A 14783-nucleotide genomic window follows, 5' to 3' on the forward strand; every position below is an offset into this window, starting at 1 on the left:
GGGCGTCGTCGTTCGCCGCGATCGTTGACAGGTGTTCCGTTGGCCGCAGGTCCGCCGGATCCTCACGGACATCCACGACGGCTGCGCAGCGGATTCTTTGGAGGCTGCCGGTGCTCGCACCTGACTCCCGCTCGCTGCTACTCGACTCCTTACGCCCACCGCCGGGCTGGCGGTTGTTCCGGGCTGTGAGGGAGTGTGGCGTTTTCCGTGTTTGAGCCTGTGGTGTGATCGAGATTGTTAGATGGTGATCCGGTCGTCGTAGGCGAGGATCAGGGCGTTGAGGGCCTTGGCCCAACCGTAGACCCGGCCGGTGATGCTCCCGCCGCCCCGGCGTTTCTGCTGGACGACGAGGTAGAGGACCTTCATCGCGGCCTGCTCGGTCGGGAAGTGCCCGCGTCGGCGGGCGGCCTGCCGGAACCGGGCGTTCAGGGACTCGATGATGTTGGTGGTGTAGAGGACTTTCCGGACCTCGTGGTCGTAGTCCAAGAAGGGCACGAACTGCGGCCACGAGGTGCGCCAGAGCCGCATGACGGCGGGGTACTGGTCGCCGAACTCGGCGGCGAACGCCTCGAAACGCACCTCGGCGGCGGCGACGGTGGGGGCGGTGTAGATCTCCCGCAGCGCGGGGGTGATCTTCTGCCAGTCCTTGCGGTTGGTGTACCGCAGACTGGCTCGGACGAGGTGGACGACGCACTGTTGGTGCACCGCCTGCGGCCAGACCTGTTCGATCGCGTCGGTCATGCCCTTGAGGCCGTCGGAGCAGACCATGAACACGTCCTCGACACCCCGGTTACGGAGTTCGGTGAGGTAGCCGGCCCACTGTTTGGCGCCTTCACCGCCGGTGCCGGCCCACATACCGAGCACGTCGCGTTCCCCGTCGAGGCTGATGCCGACCACGACGTAGACGGGCCGGTTCGCGACCTGCCCCTGCCGGATCTTCATCACCAGGGCGTCGATGAACACCACCGGATAGATCCGGTCGAGAGGCCGTTGCCGCCACGCTTCCATGTCGGCCAGGACGCTGTCGGTGACCCGGCTGATCAACTCCCGGGACACGTCCGCGTCGTACACGTCCGCCAGGTACGCGGAGATCTCCCCGGTCGTCAGGCCCTTCGCATACAGCGACAGGATCGCCTCGTTGAACCCGTCCAGACGACGGGCGTGCTTCGGGACGACCCTCGGGGTGAACGACCCGGCCCGGTCCCGGGGCACCTGGATCCGCACCGGCCCCACCTCGGTCTGCACCGTCTTCGCCCCGTGACCGTTACGGATGTTGGCCCGCCGGCCAGTCGTCTCGTCGACACCGGCCTCGTCGAGGTGGGCGTCCAGCTCGGCGTCGAGGGCCGATTCGAGCACGGTGCGGGTGATCCCGGCGAGGAGCCCACCCGGCCCGACCAACGACACTCCATCGGCCTTGGCCCGCTCAACCAGCTGCTGCGCGAACTCCACCTCAGCCGCCGACGGCTGCGGAAGCGGAGCAGCGTTCTTCTTGTCTGCCATGACGTGGTCCTTCCCGGACAGGAGCTACGTCCTGTCCAACGGACCACACCCAGGCCAAACACGGAAAACTACGCAGTCCCTGCGGGAGGTGTGGCGGGCAGACCTCGCTCATCCCCAACGCACCACAGGTACCTTGATCTCGGTCATGCGCTCTCGCGGATGTAGGTTATCCCGAATGCCTTGACTTGCCGGAACTCTTGGAGCTTGGTCGCGAGGTCAAACGCATCACCGGTGACGTACTGGAAGATGTCGAGGCCGCGGCCGAGGAGGATTCTCCAGCCGGTGTCCGTGACAATCGAGCGGTCGTGAATCGTGTTGTCGAACGCGACATCAAAGTTGACGCCCCCGACTGCCGCGCCCTGCTTGATCTTCACCAGGAATTCAAGCTGCTTGCGCAGCTTGTCCGCGCCCTCGATGTTCTCCGCGGTGATGAGCTTGACGTTGACTTCGTCGGCTGCGTCCTTCGTCCTGGCGATCGCCTCGATGAGTTCCATGAGGTTGCGGGCCTGATGGAACTGGCGAATGTAGGGGTCGATGATCGTGATCTGCCCCGCACCGCGCAGGTACGGGATGATGAGCGTGTCGAATGAGACGCCGCGCTGGTTTTCCTGAAACTCCCGGTGCCCCTCGAACAGCGGCGGCTCGGCGACCGGCTCGGGTTCGCGCGGTGCTTCGGCCTCCACGGTCGGTGCCGAACCACCTAGCGTCGGTTCGCCTCGATCGGCCGTGGTTTCGGCACCCTCGCGGCGCTCGCGGTGGTAGTAGGCTGGGTACTCGTCCTCTTCGAGGGTCGAGACCGGGTGCCAGGCTCCATCGGTGTCCAGGTAGCCGAACTTGACGTCGGCCATCGTCGAATCGATGCGAAGGATCTGGTCCTTGACGCGCTTGCGGCCCTCAATCGCAAACCGCAGGATCTCCTCAATCTCCTCGGGCGTGGCCTCCTCATGAGGGTAGAGGATCTTCATCAGCCCTGAGAACGTCTTGTGGATGCCATCGCGGTCGCGGGTGGAAATGTTCGACGAGAGCGTGAAGTGCTGCTGGTAGCGGTCCGAGTAGTCCGCCGAGCGCATCGACTTGAGCACCTCGGCGATGTAGTCGACGACGAACCCGTAGCCGCTGGAGAACATTTCCCCGCGGATGGTGTCGACCTCCCAGCCGGGGATGTAGTGGTGCAGCCGGTCGAGGTAGGCCGAGTCGTGGTAGCTGTCGGGCAGCTCGTCGAACAGGTCGGAGTGTTTGAGCATGTACGGCACGGTGTGCGAGGTGTTGCCAACGAACACCATCGAGGCCTCGGCGCCGAGCGTCTCGACGCCGCGCGAGAACGTCTTGTTCGCCATGTAGTTCTTCATGATGTCGACGAGCGCTCTGTCCGCGCGCTTCTTCTTTCCTGCGAACTCGTCGAAGGCGACGACATCCCAGTAGCCGACCAGGCCGATGCGCCCGTTGGCGTTGTTGACGAACAGCTTCGGCACGGTTACCTCGCCGCCGGAGATGAGCATGCCGTGCGGCGAGAACTCCGAAAAGATGTGCGACTTGCCGGTGCCTTTGGGGCCGAGTTCCACGAGGTTGTAGTTGCGCTCGACGAATGGGATGAGCCGCACGAGCTGGATGAGCTTGGCTCGCCGGCCGAACAGCTCGGGGTTGAACCCGATGGACTGCACTAGCAGGTCGATCCACTCGTCGGTGGTGAACTCCCGTCGGGCGGCCAGGTAGCCCTCGAAGTCGAAGTTCGACAACTGGATGGGTTTGATCGAGCCGAGAATCCAGGGCACGACCCGCGCGTCGTCGCTGTGGAAGTACTCGATGTCGCAGATGCACCAGACGCCGCCGACGAGCAGCTTCGGATGGGCCTTGATCGTCGCGGGTTCGACGAGCACGCCCTTGATGCCGAGGTTGGCGAACTCGGCCTCGTACACGTCGGCTTTTTCGTTGAGGGTGGCGGTCACCTTGTCGATGATGCGGTGCCGCCCTCGTTCGCGGATCGTAGATTTCACCAGCTCGGACTGGTTCCGGTGCACGTAGTGCTCGGCGAGGATCTTGCGCACCGTGTCGATACCCGCCTGGATGGTGGCCTCGTCGTCGGAGGCCGCGTACTGACCGAGCAGGTACTCAAGCACGTATGACGGCACGATGGCGTTGCCCTTGACGGCCTTGACTAGGTCCTTGCGGACGACCACGCCGGGGAACAGAAGGTTGATCTTGAAGTCGAGGTCGCTCTGCTGCGGTGCGTCGGCGTCGGGCGCCTCGTTCTCGGTCTCGCTCATCCGAGCCTCCTTCCCCTCAGAAGTCGAAGTCCGATGCGAACGAACGCTTCAGCGTGTAGATTGCCTTCGCGTAGACGCGCCACCGGTTGGTGTTGGGGATGCGCTCCTCTAGGCGGAACTCGACGGCACGGTTGTTGTAGTCGTTGGCGTCCTGGCTGAGCAGCATCTGTGCGCTCTGGTACCGGTCTCGCTTGTCGGCCGAGATCTGGTCGAAGGTTAGGTGGGCGAGATTCGAGATCAGGTTCTCGCCGACGTAGAGCCCGGCCCGGAGCGTGCGTGGCTGGACCTTGTCGGTGACTGGCTCGGACTGGAACAGTCGGACGACGACCTGCCCGGTGGTGATCTTGTCGGACTCGGGCCATACCTCTACGTTGACCAGTCTGGTGTCGCTCTTGCGCTTCTTGTTGACGGCCAGCACGGGGACGACGATCTCCTGGAGCGTCGCCCCTCCGTGGACGAACCGTGATCCCCCGCCGGCGAGGCGGAGTCGGTGGATCGACTTGGGGATCTGCACCTCGAGGTCGCTCTGGAGCCCGAGCTGGGCGGCATCGAAGGTCGCGAAGGCGTTGTCAACCTTGAGGCCGCGCCCCAGCACGTACCGTCGGTTGACGACTTTGATGTCGTCGCCCTGCGGCTGGGTGGACAGGAAAAATATGTCGCCTAGGGCCTCGTCCTGGAACAGGAAGCCGTGGTCAGCCGTGATGAAGATGTTTGTGGCGTTGGCGCTGGCCAGCTTCTTCACGAGGTCGACGATGTCACGCAGCGTGTCCTCGACGGCCTCGAACACCTGCCGTTCAGTGCCGGGCTTGTCGCCGGTGGCGTCGATTCGGTTGTGGTAGACGTACAGGACTCGGTTGGCCTTGTAAAGCTCGCGCCGCTCGTCGGCGTTCAGGGCCTTGAAGTCCTCGGCCTGGATAGCTGCGCCGCCGACGCGCTCAAGGATCTTTCCGCGGAAGGCGGTGCCGTTCGTCGGCTGGCCGTTCGCGAGCACGGTCTTGCCATCGGCAGAGTGCTTGAGCGTCGAGTGCGGCAGAAGCGCCGCCATCCCGAGCTGGGTATAGCTCGGCAGCACTCCGAGGACTGCATCGAGTGTCGCGTCGAAGCGGTTTTCCTGCCGGATGCGTGAGCCGAGTTCATCGGCCACCTCGTACCGCAACGCGTCCGAGATAATGACGACGGCTTTCTTGTCGCCGTCCCGCACGAGCGGCTCCACGTAGCCGGCGTAGAATGATGTTTGCGAGCGAAGTGCGGTCGAGCGCCACCTGTCGACCTGGTCGACCTGCTGCTGCCAGGCATTGCCCAGCCCGTAGACGAACTTGTTGGTGTAGCGTTTCTCGACCTGCTCGCGCAATGCCTCCAGTGGCTTCGGGTATTCGGCCGTGCGCGCCGCGTAAACGAACTGGCGGTAGAGTTGGTCGATGCGGAACCACTTGCGGCGGTAGCGCTCCAGCCCGTCGTCGAACGACTGTATCCCAAGGTCCAGCAAGGCGAGTTCGCCCAGCAGTTCGGAGGCACTGGCGACGGCCGTGTAGAGCTGCCGGTAGCCGTCGATCCACACGCTGCTCTGCCGCGCGCGCACCACTTCGGCGACCTCGCGCGGGGTGACGGTCTGCTCGGCGACCGCACGCGCCAGGTCGCTGATGATCTTCTGGTCGGACTCCTCGAACAGGTCGACCGCCACCAGATCACCGAAGCTCGTGTCCTCGATCAGCGAGGCATAGTCGAGGTTACGTGCCGCCCGCTTGGCCAGCGTGGCGAGCGCCTCCTGGCTGCGCCGGTCGTTGCGCAGGCTCGCGAAGTCGAGCTGGATGTTCTGCAGGCCACCTGGCCGGTCGGACTTGAAGCCCTCAATGGCTTTGCGGAAGATCCACAGCACCAGATCGTCGATACTTGGCGACGGCGACTCGTAACCGTAGATGCTGGCCGCACCGCGCCAGTAGAAGTCGTCGAGGCCGTAGTCGACGAGCGCGTCGTACTTCGCATGGAGCCCTTGAGCGTTCTCCGTGAGCAGCGTGCGGGTGATCTCCAGCAGGCTGTGGGAGTCCTTGAGACCAAGTAGCACTGCAGTCATCTTGGCGCGCAAGTCGGTGGAATCGTCCTCCGCGCGCAGCCGAGCCTTGAGGCTCTGGACGCGTTTGGTCGCCTTGAAGAACTTTTCGTGGGTCTGAACGACCTCGTCGATGCCCTTGCAACTGAGGCCGAGGTCCTGCGCGATGAGGGCGGTGCGGTCGGCCGTGAAGACTTTATAGGCAAGCTCTAGATCAAGCAGCCAGTTCCCGATACCCGTCGGCACCTGACCGGAGCGGTACACGAGGAACTTGCTCGTGGGCTCGTCGTGCAGGAGTCGGTTCTTGATGCCGTACTCATTGTTGGCAACCCGGATCGTCTGGACCCCCGGCAGCTGGAGACCGTCCAGATCCGCTGCGTACTGGCCGTCCGGGTCGTGCCAGAAGACGACCCGGCGGCTCTTGAACCACCGCTCCAAGTGTGAGCGGACCGTGGCACCGTCACTCATCGCTTGCCTCAAGGCCGGGGATCTTCTTTAGAGCGGTGCCGAACTTCGGGTAGTTCACCTTCACACCGTCGTCCAGGTCGATCGAGAGCTGCCGAGACGCCAGCGGGTACAGAACGTCGTGCTCATACCCCTCGAGCTCCAGCAGCACCTTGCGGAGCCGGTCGGCCTCCCTCTGAGCGGCCGCCTGCTGACGCGGCGTCCCGTCGTCGGCGGCGAGACGCTCCTGCTGCTGCAAGCTGGACGTCACCTTGGCGCTGAACTCGCGCAGGTATTCATTAAGCACTGTCGAGACCGTGGAGGGCGTATAGCGGTGCATGTAGATGAGCGCGTTGAACGACCCCTTGGGGCTGGAGAATAGCCAGTAGATCGGACGTTTCTTGTACCGCTGAACGTGGTCCTTGTAGAAGGACTTCACGAAGTAGTCACGGATTTCCTTCACCCCGAGGGACTCTGTCACGAAGCGGAGGTTGTCCTCGAAGTGCTGCTCACCGAAGGCGGCGCGGAGGAACTTGCGGAAGCGCGCGACGATGTCGTCCTCGAACCAGTCGCCGTCCACGATAGGTATGACGTTGTCCGCATCGGGGCTGAACGTGGGTTCGGAAACCTTTGCAACAAAGTGATTCATCGTCGCGCCCTGGTCAGCGAGAACCAATCCCGGCTTGTCGAGGCTATACCGACCGAACATGCAACCGACGGCGTACGAAGCAATGTCCCGGACTATCTCGGATTCCGAGGTAGGTGCTTGCGGTTCCTCCGCACGAGAATCGTCCGCGCCGGTCGCCAGCAGGGCTTCCTCGAAGAAGGCGGCATTCTCATGCTCTAGATCAAGTAGTTTTGTGCGAATCTCGACCTCCTTCTTCCACACTGACTCGATGGCGGGCCGCAGCCCCGACGAGACATCCTGGTCGAGGAAGATCGACCTCAGACCGGCGAACCCGCGGGAGGTCTCGGACCGATCGAACATCACGGTCGCGAGGTGTACGGCATGATTGGAGATCTCCTCAACACGCGGCGCGCCCAACGCGTCAGCAGGAATTGGAAGCTGGGCGAGCGTGCCAACTCCGAATCCTTTGGATGATACGAGCCGTGCAAGGGTTTCGAGAGCGGGGCTGTTCATCAGTGCGAGAAGTTGACTTGTGGTGGCCTGTCCAAGGGGAAAGACCATCGAGTTTTTTTGGTCGAAGATCGCCCCGGCCGAGACGAGCCTCGCCTTGAGGTTCCCTGCTAGTCCGCCGTACGACAGTCCTGGCCGAAAGTAGTAGGAAGAGTTACGCACGACGGAACTCTGGTGACTCCGGATCTCAGCCCCGTCGTTACCCCAATCAACAACCAGGTGTTCGCGAGCAAACCATCGAGTCGGCGAACTCGACTTGACGTACGGGACCCACCTAGCATCCGGCGCCTCGCTTGTGCGGACCCTGCCATATGAGACCTCGTACCACTGACGCAAGAAGCGACCGTTATCCCCAGTCTGCAAACCGGTGCGAACTTCTGCAATCGAGCTCATTGGGGGAGCAGTTGCGAACGTCTTGTGGGCCTCCTCGGAAGCGGAATAGGCTGCAAACACCCTGCCCGGAAAAACATCAAACCAGTCGAGCGGATGCGTAAAGCGACGCCGGGGGTCATGGAATTGATCGATCTTGGCCTCTGCGTTCGCCCCGCCTGTAGCAGAGATGAACGTAGTGCTGCTATAGGCTGGTGCAGCCCGCTGGAACAGCGTAGCCGATACCTGGACAACTTCTCCGCCAATTTCCGGAAAGGCGCGCGGACCCAGGTGTAGAACGACTCGGGGTGCCAAACTCTCGCGCACCACATCGCGAAATGCAGCGCACTCCACATTGCCCAGCCAACTGTCCATATTCAGCAGCCCTAGATAGCCCCCCGGTTGCACGAGCGCCTGTGAACGAAGGACGAAGGCAAGGTCAACCCCCGTGTAGCCGTCAGGGAAATGCTCAACCAAATATTCGTACAGCGCCCCGCTCATATTCCGTGCATCCATATATGGGGGATTGGCGACGGCTACCTGGTATCGGCCACCCAGGAACTCGGCATACTGGAGCACTCGACGCGCACGCTCATCGAGGTCAGCAGCGAGCAGATCCCCGCCCTTCGACGGACGCGAATTGATGTGCCTTGACAAGACATCTAAGAGATTCGCACTTGGGCTAATCAGCGCGCCCAGGAGATCGGCCCGCTCGAATTGATTCCAGAACGACGCCTCCGCTGCGCCATCACCGCCAGGCGAAGCAAGATTATCGAGCTCCGCAGGCGTAAATGAAATCGGCTCCAGCGTGCACACGTTCGGCTCAACCTGCTTGTTGAAAAACGTGCGCTGCCGGGCGCGGGCCTTCATGGTCAATGCGAAGGCCGCGAGTGCTCCGGCGCGCGGATCGATCTCAATGCCGTACAGATTGTTGGTCAGGATGAGGCCAGGAATCTCCGCCGGGGCATAGCCCTCCTCCTCATAAATTGCGTACAGGAGGTCGAAGGCGTATGTGAGCATGTGGCCCGACCCGCACGCGGGGTCGATGACCTTGAGCTCCTCTGGACTGCTGATCTCAAGGAAGGCGGTACCATCGTCGATCGGGGCGATATAGTACTCCATTTGGTCGACCAAGCGAGACGACGGATGATTGAGCATCCAAAAGCGGCCCAGAGAGTTTTCGACCAGGTATCGAACAATCCAATGCGGAGTGAAGAGCTGGGTGGCCGCCGGGATCTCGTCGGCGCCGGCCTTCTTGTTCCTCTTGAAGCCGGCGAAAACCTCTTCCTTCCGCTCGGAGATGTAGAACTGATATAGCCAGCCGATGACCTCAACGTCCTGGCAAACGTCGGCTGTCAGGACCTTGACAGCCCGGTTGAGTACCGAGTCGTCCGCCAGCAGGTTGGCGGGGATGAGCAGCTCGATGAAATCACCCTCCCGCTCGAACATGAACGGCATGGCCCGGTTCCAGTAACGGCAATAGTCCGCGAGCAGCAGGGCGTAGGCCTCGCCCTGAGGGTCTTCGCTGCGACGGGTGCCGTTGAGCAGACCCGTGACGGTCTCGCGAGTCTTGATGCCGACGACCGTCGCGTCGATGTTGCCGCGCTTAGCCTCAGCGAGGATCTCTGGCTGACCGCTTTCGACCCCGGCCTGTGGGGAGACGACGCCGGTGCCGGTGTAGCCGTTGGCGTCCATGAATCTCAGGGCGATGATGCGGTTGAACCAGGTGTAGGCGACCCGGTCGGCGACAGCTGCCTTGCCCTTGTCGCCGCCACCGGCTGCGCTGACTGCCTTTTCCAGGGCTTCGACGACCTTGGGCCGCTCCACCCGCTTCGGCGAGGCAGGGGCCAGCACAACGGCGATGCGGGCGGTCACCTCACGGATGAGCGCCGTACGTGCCCAGGTGGCGAACGACTTAAGCGGTGCGGTTTCCATCAGAGAGAGATTCGCTTTCCGTCGTTCAGGGTCTGAACAAGTGCCATGCGCAGGGCACCGAGGTAGCAGTCGACGTCTTCCTCCGTCTCCAGCACCCCGGAAACGCCGGCGGCTGAGATGGTTTTGACCGACACCGTCTGCTTCGGCGGGGGTGGCGTGCCGCCATCACCGTCGGCGTCTCCCTGCTGGGAAGCGGCCAGCTGGTCGAGCAAACTCGGGTAGACGGTCTGCTCGAAACTCGACCCGGTCTCGCGGATGAGAGCGACCTGGTTCAGGGAGCGGACGCGGGAGATCGTCTGGTCGACCCGGCGCAGCACGCTCCCCTGGGCGTCCGGTATCGCCTTGGCGTAGAAGGCGCTTCCTTCGATCTCGGCCCTACGTCCCTCGATCGCCTCGACAACTTCGGTGCGGTTGCTGGCGACGACTTCGTCAACCTGGGCGCGCAGCTGGTCGGTGGCCTGCTTGAGCTGGGCCATCTTGTTGCCGCGGAAGGCATTCGGGTCGTCCAGCCCCGTACGGATTGTGACGTCGCTGCCGGACGGCAGGTAGCCGAGGTTGCTGCTGTGAGTGCTCAGCAGGTCTGCGGCCTCGTCGTAGATGACCTTCTGGCCGCCACTGAGAAACGCCTGGATCGGGTCGATAATGCTCTCCTTGGCGTCGAGCAGGTCGTCGCCAAGGTTGAAGTCGGTCAGGTACCAGTCGTCGGGCTTGCCGACCACTTGGTCGAGCAGCTCGATCGGGGCGGCAAGCTGGCTCACGAACGGGTACTTAGAACCCGCCATGGTCGCCTTGAGCTCGTCGCGCTTGCCCCTTAGCTTGTCGGCGCCGTGCCGGGCCAGCTCCAGCGGATCCTTGGGTGCGTTGGCTTCGTCGAAGAAGTCGGTGCAGAACTTGCGGAAGGCGGACACCTTGCGCTCGTCGAAGGACATCTGAGGCGACACCACGGCGTAGCCGTGCTTCTGGGTGTTGCGCAGCGTCGTGGCGACCTCAGACCGCTTGAGGACGTTGCCATCGACAGTCAGCGTGACCTTGGACGTGCCGATCAGGTACGCGATCAGAACCTCAATCGAGGCCAGGTCCCAGCCGTAGGGCTTGGCCGTAAAGCTGTCGACGACGGTCTTGACCGTGACCTGCTCGCCGAGCGCCTCCTTGCGAAGGACGAAAGACAGCACCTCCTCTGCAGGAAGCCTGGTCAAAGTGCCGGCTTCGAACAGGCCGCTGTCGGGGTTCGCGGCCGAGGCGACCTGCTGCTCGCTGAAGGTGACACCGCCGAGCAGCTTCAGTTGAGTGAAGGTGCGGCTGATAAGGTCCTGAAAGCCATCTGCCACCCGGGTGAGCGCGTCCTGGGAGCTTGAAGTGATGTCCGCGGCGTTGATGACCAGGGTGGCCTTGCCGACCGAACCGCGCACCCGCTGGATGAGTTCCTTCTCCCGGTCGATGTTCTGCGCACCCTTGGAGCGCAGAATCTGGTCTTCGATCGCGGAGATCGAGGTGCCCTGCTTGCGCTTGATGTACTTCTCGGTCTTGATCAGCAGCCGCAGGTCCGACAGCACCCGGGCGTCCGGATCGAGGATGACGCGCAGCTCATCCTTGCCCGCGCTGTGCATGCGGATCTCTTCCGGGGAGTACGGGTACTCCGGCGAGATGAAGTGGACCGCCAGCTCCCGCTGGGTGCCATGAGCCTGGTCGTCGAGCTTGAACCCGAAGGGGAAGTCCTGCCCGTTCTTGGCATAGCGGATCTTGTTGGTCTTGATGACATCGCCAGAGAGGATCTTGAACAGTCGGGTGCTGACCTCGGAGGCGTCGATGTCGACGTTCTTGATCTCTTCCTCGATGACCTGCTCTTCGTTGGTCAGGTACTCGTACGCGTTGGCGTTGCGCCGGATGTAGGTCTGCGACTCCAGCAGGGTCAGCGCTTCCTTCACCTGGTCCGACAGGGCGGGGAGGTCGAGGCCGAAGCGGTCGTACACCAACACCGTGAGGTTGCGCGGGGTCGCCTGAAAGCTCTCGACGTACTTGACGAGGAAGAGCGCCTTCAAGAGCCGAACGGCCAGCTGGTTGTCGAGGTTGCGCTCGGCGACGTCGATCGAACGCTGGGCGGCGGACTTCAGCGACGCGCGGATGCCGGCGAACATGCTGTCGAAGGTCGCGAGCTGGCCGACGTCGACGTTGCCGATGTCCTTGGCGACCTGCTGGACGACGCCGAGCATGGACCGCTCACCGACCGAGCTGTTGCGCCCCTCGAAGACGTTGTGGTCTGAGATGCCCTCGATCGCGGCCTGGAACAGCGGGAACTGGTAGCTGACGAATGGGTAGGTCCCGACGAAGTGCGCCTCGTCGGTGTAGTTGCGGTAGGTCTTGGCCCCGTCAACGAAGTCAAAGAGCGTCTTGAAGTTGGCGTGCTGGTCTGCATAGATCTTGCTTAGCGCAGCCACACCCGCGTCGTTCTTCTCCAGCAGGCGCTTGCGGATGACTTCCTCAACGTCGGCGCTGGTGAGCTTCAAGCGGGTCTTGAACCGGGCTTGGATCTTAGAGAAGTCGTTGCCCTGCTGCCTGGTGCGGTCGCCGATGACCTTCTCCATGTCCTCCTGAGAGGTCACGAACACCCACGAGCGGCCGGCGCACTTAGTGTTGAGCGACTCCGCGATGGTCTGCAGGTTGAGCATCAGCTTGGTGTCCGAGCTGATGAACTGGCCGACCTCGTCGACGAAGAAGTTGAGGCGGAAGTTCGGGGCGCCCTGCTTGTCGAGCCAGGCCTTGACCTCCTCGGCGAAGTCCTCGATCGAGACCGAGTATGAGGCGCTGTACTGCTTGATGATGCCGTCGGCCGTCGCACCGTTCACCTCGGCGAAGGCCCGGTCGATGCTCGGACCTTCCAACGCGCTCTGCTCGCGGCCCTGCGTCCAGGGGATGCCTGCTATCCGCTCGAACGCCTCCTTGAACGCCTCGTACTGTCGACGGTTGTCCAGGTCGCGCTCAAAGCGGGCGACGTGTCCCTGGTTGCCGTAGTAGCCGCGGCTCTCGTCGAAGACCTTGACGAACACCTTCAGCAGGGCGTCGGTCTGGTCCTTGCTGATCAGGGTGGCCTTCTGGTCGATATTGAACAGCAGGCTCCTGGCCGGGATGCGATCGGCCTTGTTGAGTAAGCCGGGCAGGAAGGCGTCCGGCGTCTTGGCCCGGAAGCTGTCGGAAACGTTCTGGCGCGGGTAGTCCTGGCCTTCGACGTCCCCTAGCAGGTGGGCGAGCATCTTGAGCATGTGTGACTTACCGGAGCCGAAGAAGCCGGAGATCCACACGCCGTTGGCGTTGGTGTAGGAGGTGTACTCCTCGAGGAGGATCTCCAGGCTCTTCGCAGCCTCGTTGGTTAAGACGTATTCGTCGACCTCGGTGCTCAGGTGCGCAACGTCATCGGCCTTGATGACGCCTTCGATCGAGCGCTGGATGTCCTTCGCGAAGATCTCGCTGAGCTGCATCGAGCTCACGCCTCCTGTTCCAGGATGTTCTTGGCTCGGTAGTACTGGTCATCCTTGAGCCGACCGAACAACACGAGCGATGAGCCCAACGTGTCGGACTGCTCGTAACGGCCCGGAAAGAACGTGAGCATCGGCTTGCCCTTGACCACCGACTGCAGGTTGTTCAGCACGTTGTGCGAACGGATGAATGGGAAGACCTCACCGATCCCGGTGAGGAAGAAGATGTCGAAGTCCACCTGCGAGAGCCGGTCGCGGATCGCCGGGGCGATATGCACCTGCGGGTCGAGCATATTCTGGAGCATCTCGCGAAATTCGGCCTTATCCTGATCCGGCTCGATGGCCAGGACCCGGCCCCAGACACCCCGCTCCTTGAGCAGCTCGACCGACAGGTCATAGAGGTTGATCTCGAAGACGGCAACGCCAGCGTTGGACAGCCTGTTTTTGATCCGCTTCTTTGCCGCCGCTACGGCGAGCGCATCCTCAGGCGGATACGGGTAGATGAAGAACGGAACCTCGTTGCTCAGGCCCTCCATCTGCAGGAAACGTCGGCTGCGGAGCACCGCGAACAGGTGCTCCTCCTGCTCAGGGAGAGTCTTCGGGATCACAGCGCGCCCCCCAGACCTTCGGTCTGCTGGGTCGGGAAGAACCGCAAATCACTCGGTGTGCGAGCGCTGAGCGGGGCGGCAACTCGCTCGGACAACACGGCAGGCATGATGAAGCGCGCGTCCGACAGCAACTCGGCCTCCTGCAGCATCTTGAACACGTTTGACCTCAGCTTCTGCAGCGTCGAGTCCTTGATCTGGGCCAGCTCCTCGTGCCACAGCGCCTTAGCCCGGACAAAGCTGTCGAAATCCTCGTACGTGAGCGTCGAGCTCAGCAGGAGGAACCGCTCGCGCACGACCTCCTCGGCGAACTCGCCGACCAGGTCGTAGCGACGGCAAGCAGCCGCCCACAGCAGGTACCCACGTTCGTTGGCCGACGCCTCGATGAGCAGCTCAATCTCGTGATCGGCGAGTACGGCAAGCCGCTGCACAACCTCGCGCGCCAAGCGCTGCCCCGACGCAACCGTGCGGGCTTGCAGGAGGTTGTCGCCCTCAATCAGCACACGTACCTTTGACCAGTCACGTTCACGCAGGTAAAGCGGTGCGGCGATCACCGCTTCTCGCATGAGGAGAGCACCGCTAGTGAAGGAGAGCTTGTAGCGCATAGTAGTAACCGTCTCACCCACCGGGTGCCTCCTTCCAGTTCCAGGCAAGCCGTTCAGGATATGGCAACCCACCGACACTTCCGCGGGTCGACCGGTCGCGCCAAGGGGTCAGTCCGGTCGCGCATCGGCACCTGACGAGGCGGCGCCACCGCTGCGCACCCACTCATCGACGTCGCTAGCTTGGAACTTCCAAAGTCGGCCGAGCTTATGGGCTGGCATGCCCTTCTCGGCTATCCACGCGTAGACCGTGTCTTTCGTGACGCCGAGGTGGGCAGCGATGTCGTCGGCGGACAGCCAGGGCTCAGCCAAGGTGAAACCTCCAGTCGACAGCCAGCGGGAAGCGCATCGGGGACGCCTACCCTATCGGGGGACCGGAGGCCGGTCTACACCTGATCTAGTAGGGTAT

Annotated in this window: 8 protein-coding genes; all 8 read right to left on the reverse strand. The window is 62.9% G+C overall.

Features of this window, described 5'->3' with window-relative positions:
• Window positions 1-237 precede the first annotated feature (237 nt).
• The 8 genes from AB0F58_RS20370 to AB0F58_RS20405 all read right to left on the reverse strand — a co-directional run bounded on the left by AB0F58_RS20370 (window position 238) and on the right by AB0F58_RS20405 (window position 14686).
• Window positions 238-1500 carry an IS256 family transposase gene (locus AB0F58_RS20370; protein WP_357144943.1) on the reverse strand — a complete coding sequence of 421 codons (1263 nt, stop codon included), beginning with the start codon at window positions 1498-1500 and terminating at the stop codon, window positions 238-240.
• 143 nt (window positions 1501-1643) lie between these two features.
• A complete protein-coding gene (gene brxL, locus AB0F58_RS20375; protein ID WP_357144946.1) occupies window positions 1644-3764 on the reverse strand; it encodes a BREX system Lon protease-like protein BrxL in 2121 nt (706 codons plus the stop codon).
• Between the two features lie 16 nt (window positions 3765-3780).
• On the reverse strand, window positions 3781-6249 hold the full coding sequence (gene pglZ / locus AB0F58_RS20380) for a BREX-1 system phosphatase PglZ type A (protein WP_357144949.1): 2469 nt from the start codon (window positions 6247-6249) through the stop codon (window positions 3781-3783).
• Window positions 6250-6271: 22 nt separating this feature from the next.
• The gene (pglX, locus tag AB0F58_RS20385; RefSeq protein ID WP_357144951.1) at window positions 6272-9697 is read right to left on the reverse strand and encodes a BREX-1 system adenine-specific DNA-methyltransferase PglX; all 3426 of its coding nucleotides are present in this window, start codon (window positions 9695-9697) and stop codon (window positions 6272-6274) included.
• Window positions 9697-13170 carry a BREX system P-loop protein BrxC gene (brxC, locus tag AB0F58_RS20390; RefSeq protein WP_357144954.1) on the reverse strand — a complete coding sequence of 1158 codons (3474 nt, stop codon included), beginning with the start codon at window positions 13168-13170 and terminating at the stop codon, window positions 9697-9699. The genes pglX and brxC overlap by 1 nt, the downstream gene beginning before the upstream one ends.
• 5 nt (window positions 13171-13175) lie before the next feature.
• Window positions 13176-13775 carry a DUF1788 domain-containing protein gene (locus AB0F58_RS20395; protein WP_357144957.1) on the reverse strand — a complete coding sequence of 200 codons (600 nt, stop codon included), beginning with the start codon at window positions 13773-13775 and terminating at the stop codon, window positions 13176-13178.
• Window positions 13772-14377: a DUF1819 family protein gene (locus AB0F58_RS20400; RefSeq protein WP_357144960.1), complete on the reverse strand. Its 606-nt coding sequence runs from the start codon at window positions 14375-14377 to the stop codon at window positions 13772-13774. The genes AB0F58_RS20395 and AB0F58_RS20400 overlap by 4 nt, the downstream gene beginning before the upstream one ends.
• Window positions 14378-14485: 108 nt before the next feature.
• The gene (locus AB0F58_RS20405) at window positions 14486-14686 is read right to left on the reverse strand and encodes a helix-turn-helix domain-containing protein (RefSeq protein WP_357144963.1); all 201 of its coding nucleotides are present in this window, start codon (window positions 14684-14686) and stop codon (window positions 14486-14488) included.
• Window positions 14687-14783: the final 97 nt, after the last annotated feature.

The sequence above is a fragment of the Micromonospora sp. NPDC023956 genome (assembly GCF_040639195.1).
Classification (GTDB): Bacteria; Actinomycetota; Actinomycetes; order Mycobacteriales; family Micromonosporaceae; genus Micromonospora.

Excerpts from the sequence above, each read along its gene's own strand:
- brxL (WP_357144946.1), bottom strand. The coding sequence starts at position 3,764 with ATGAGCGAGACCGAGAACGAGGCGCCCGACGCCGACGCACCGCAGCAG.
- AB0F58_RS20400 (WP_357144960.1), bottom strand. The coding sequence starts at position 14,377 with ATGCGCTACAAGCTCTCCTTCACTAGCGGTGCTCTCCTCATGCGAGAA.
- pglX (WP_357144951.1), bottom strand. The coding sequence starts at position 9,697 with ATGGAAACCGCACCGCTTAAGTCGTTCGCCACCTGGGCACGTACGGCG.
- AB0F58_RS20370 (WP_357144943.1), bottom strand. The coding sequence starts at position 1,500 with ATGGCAGACAAGAAGAACGCTGCTCCGCTTCCGCAGCCGTCGGCGGCT.
- brxC (WP_357144954.1), bottom strand. The coding sequence starts at position 13,170 with ATGCAGCTCAGCGAGATCTTCGCGAAGGACATCCAGCGCTCGATCGAA.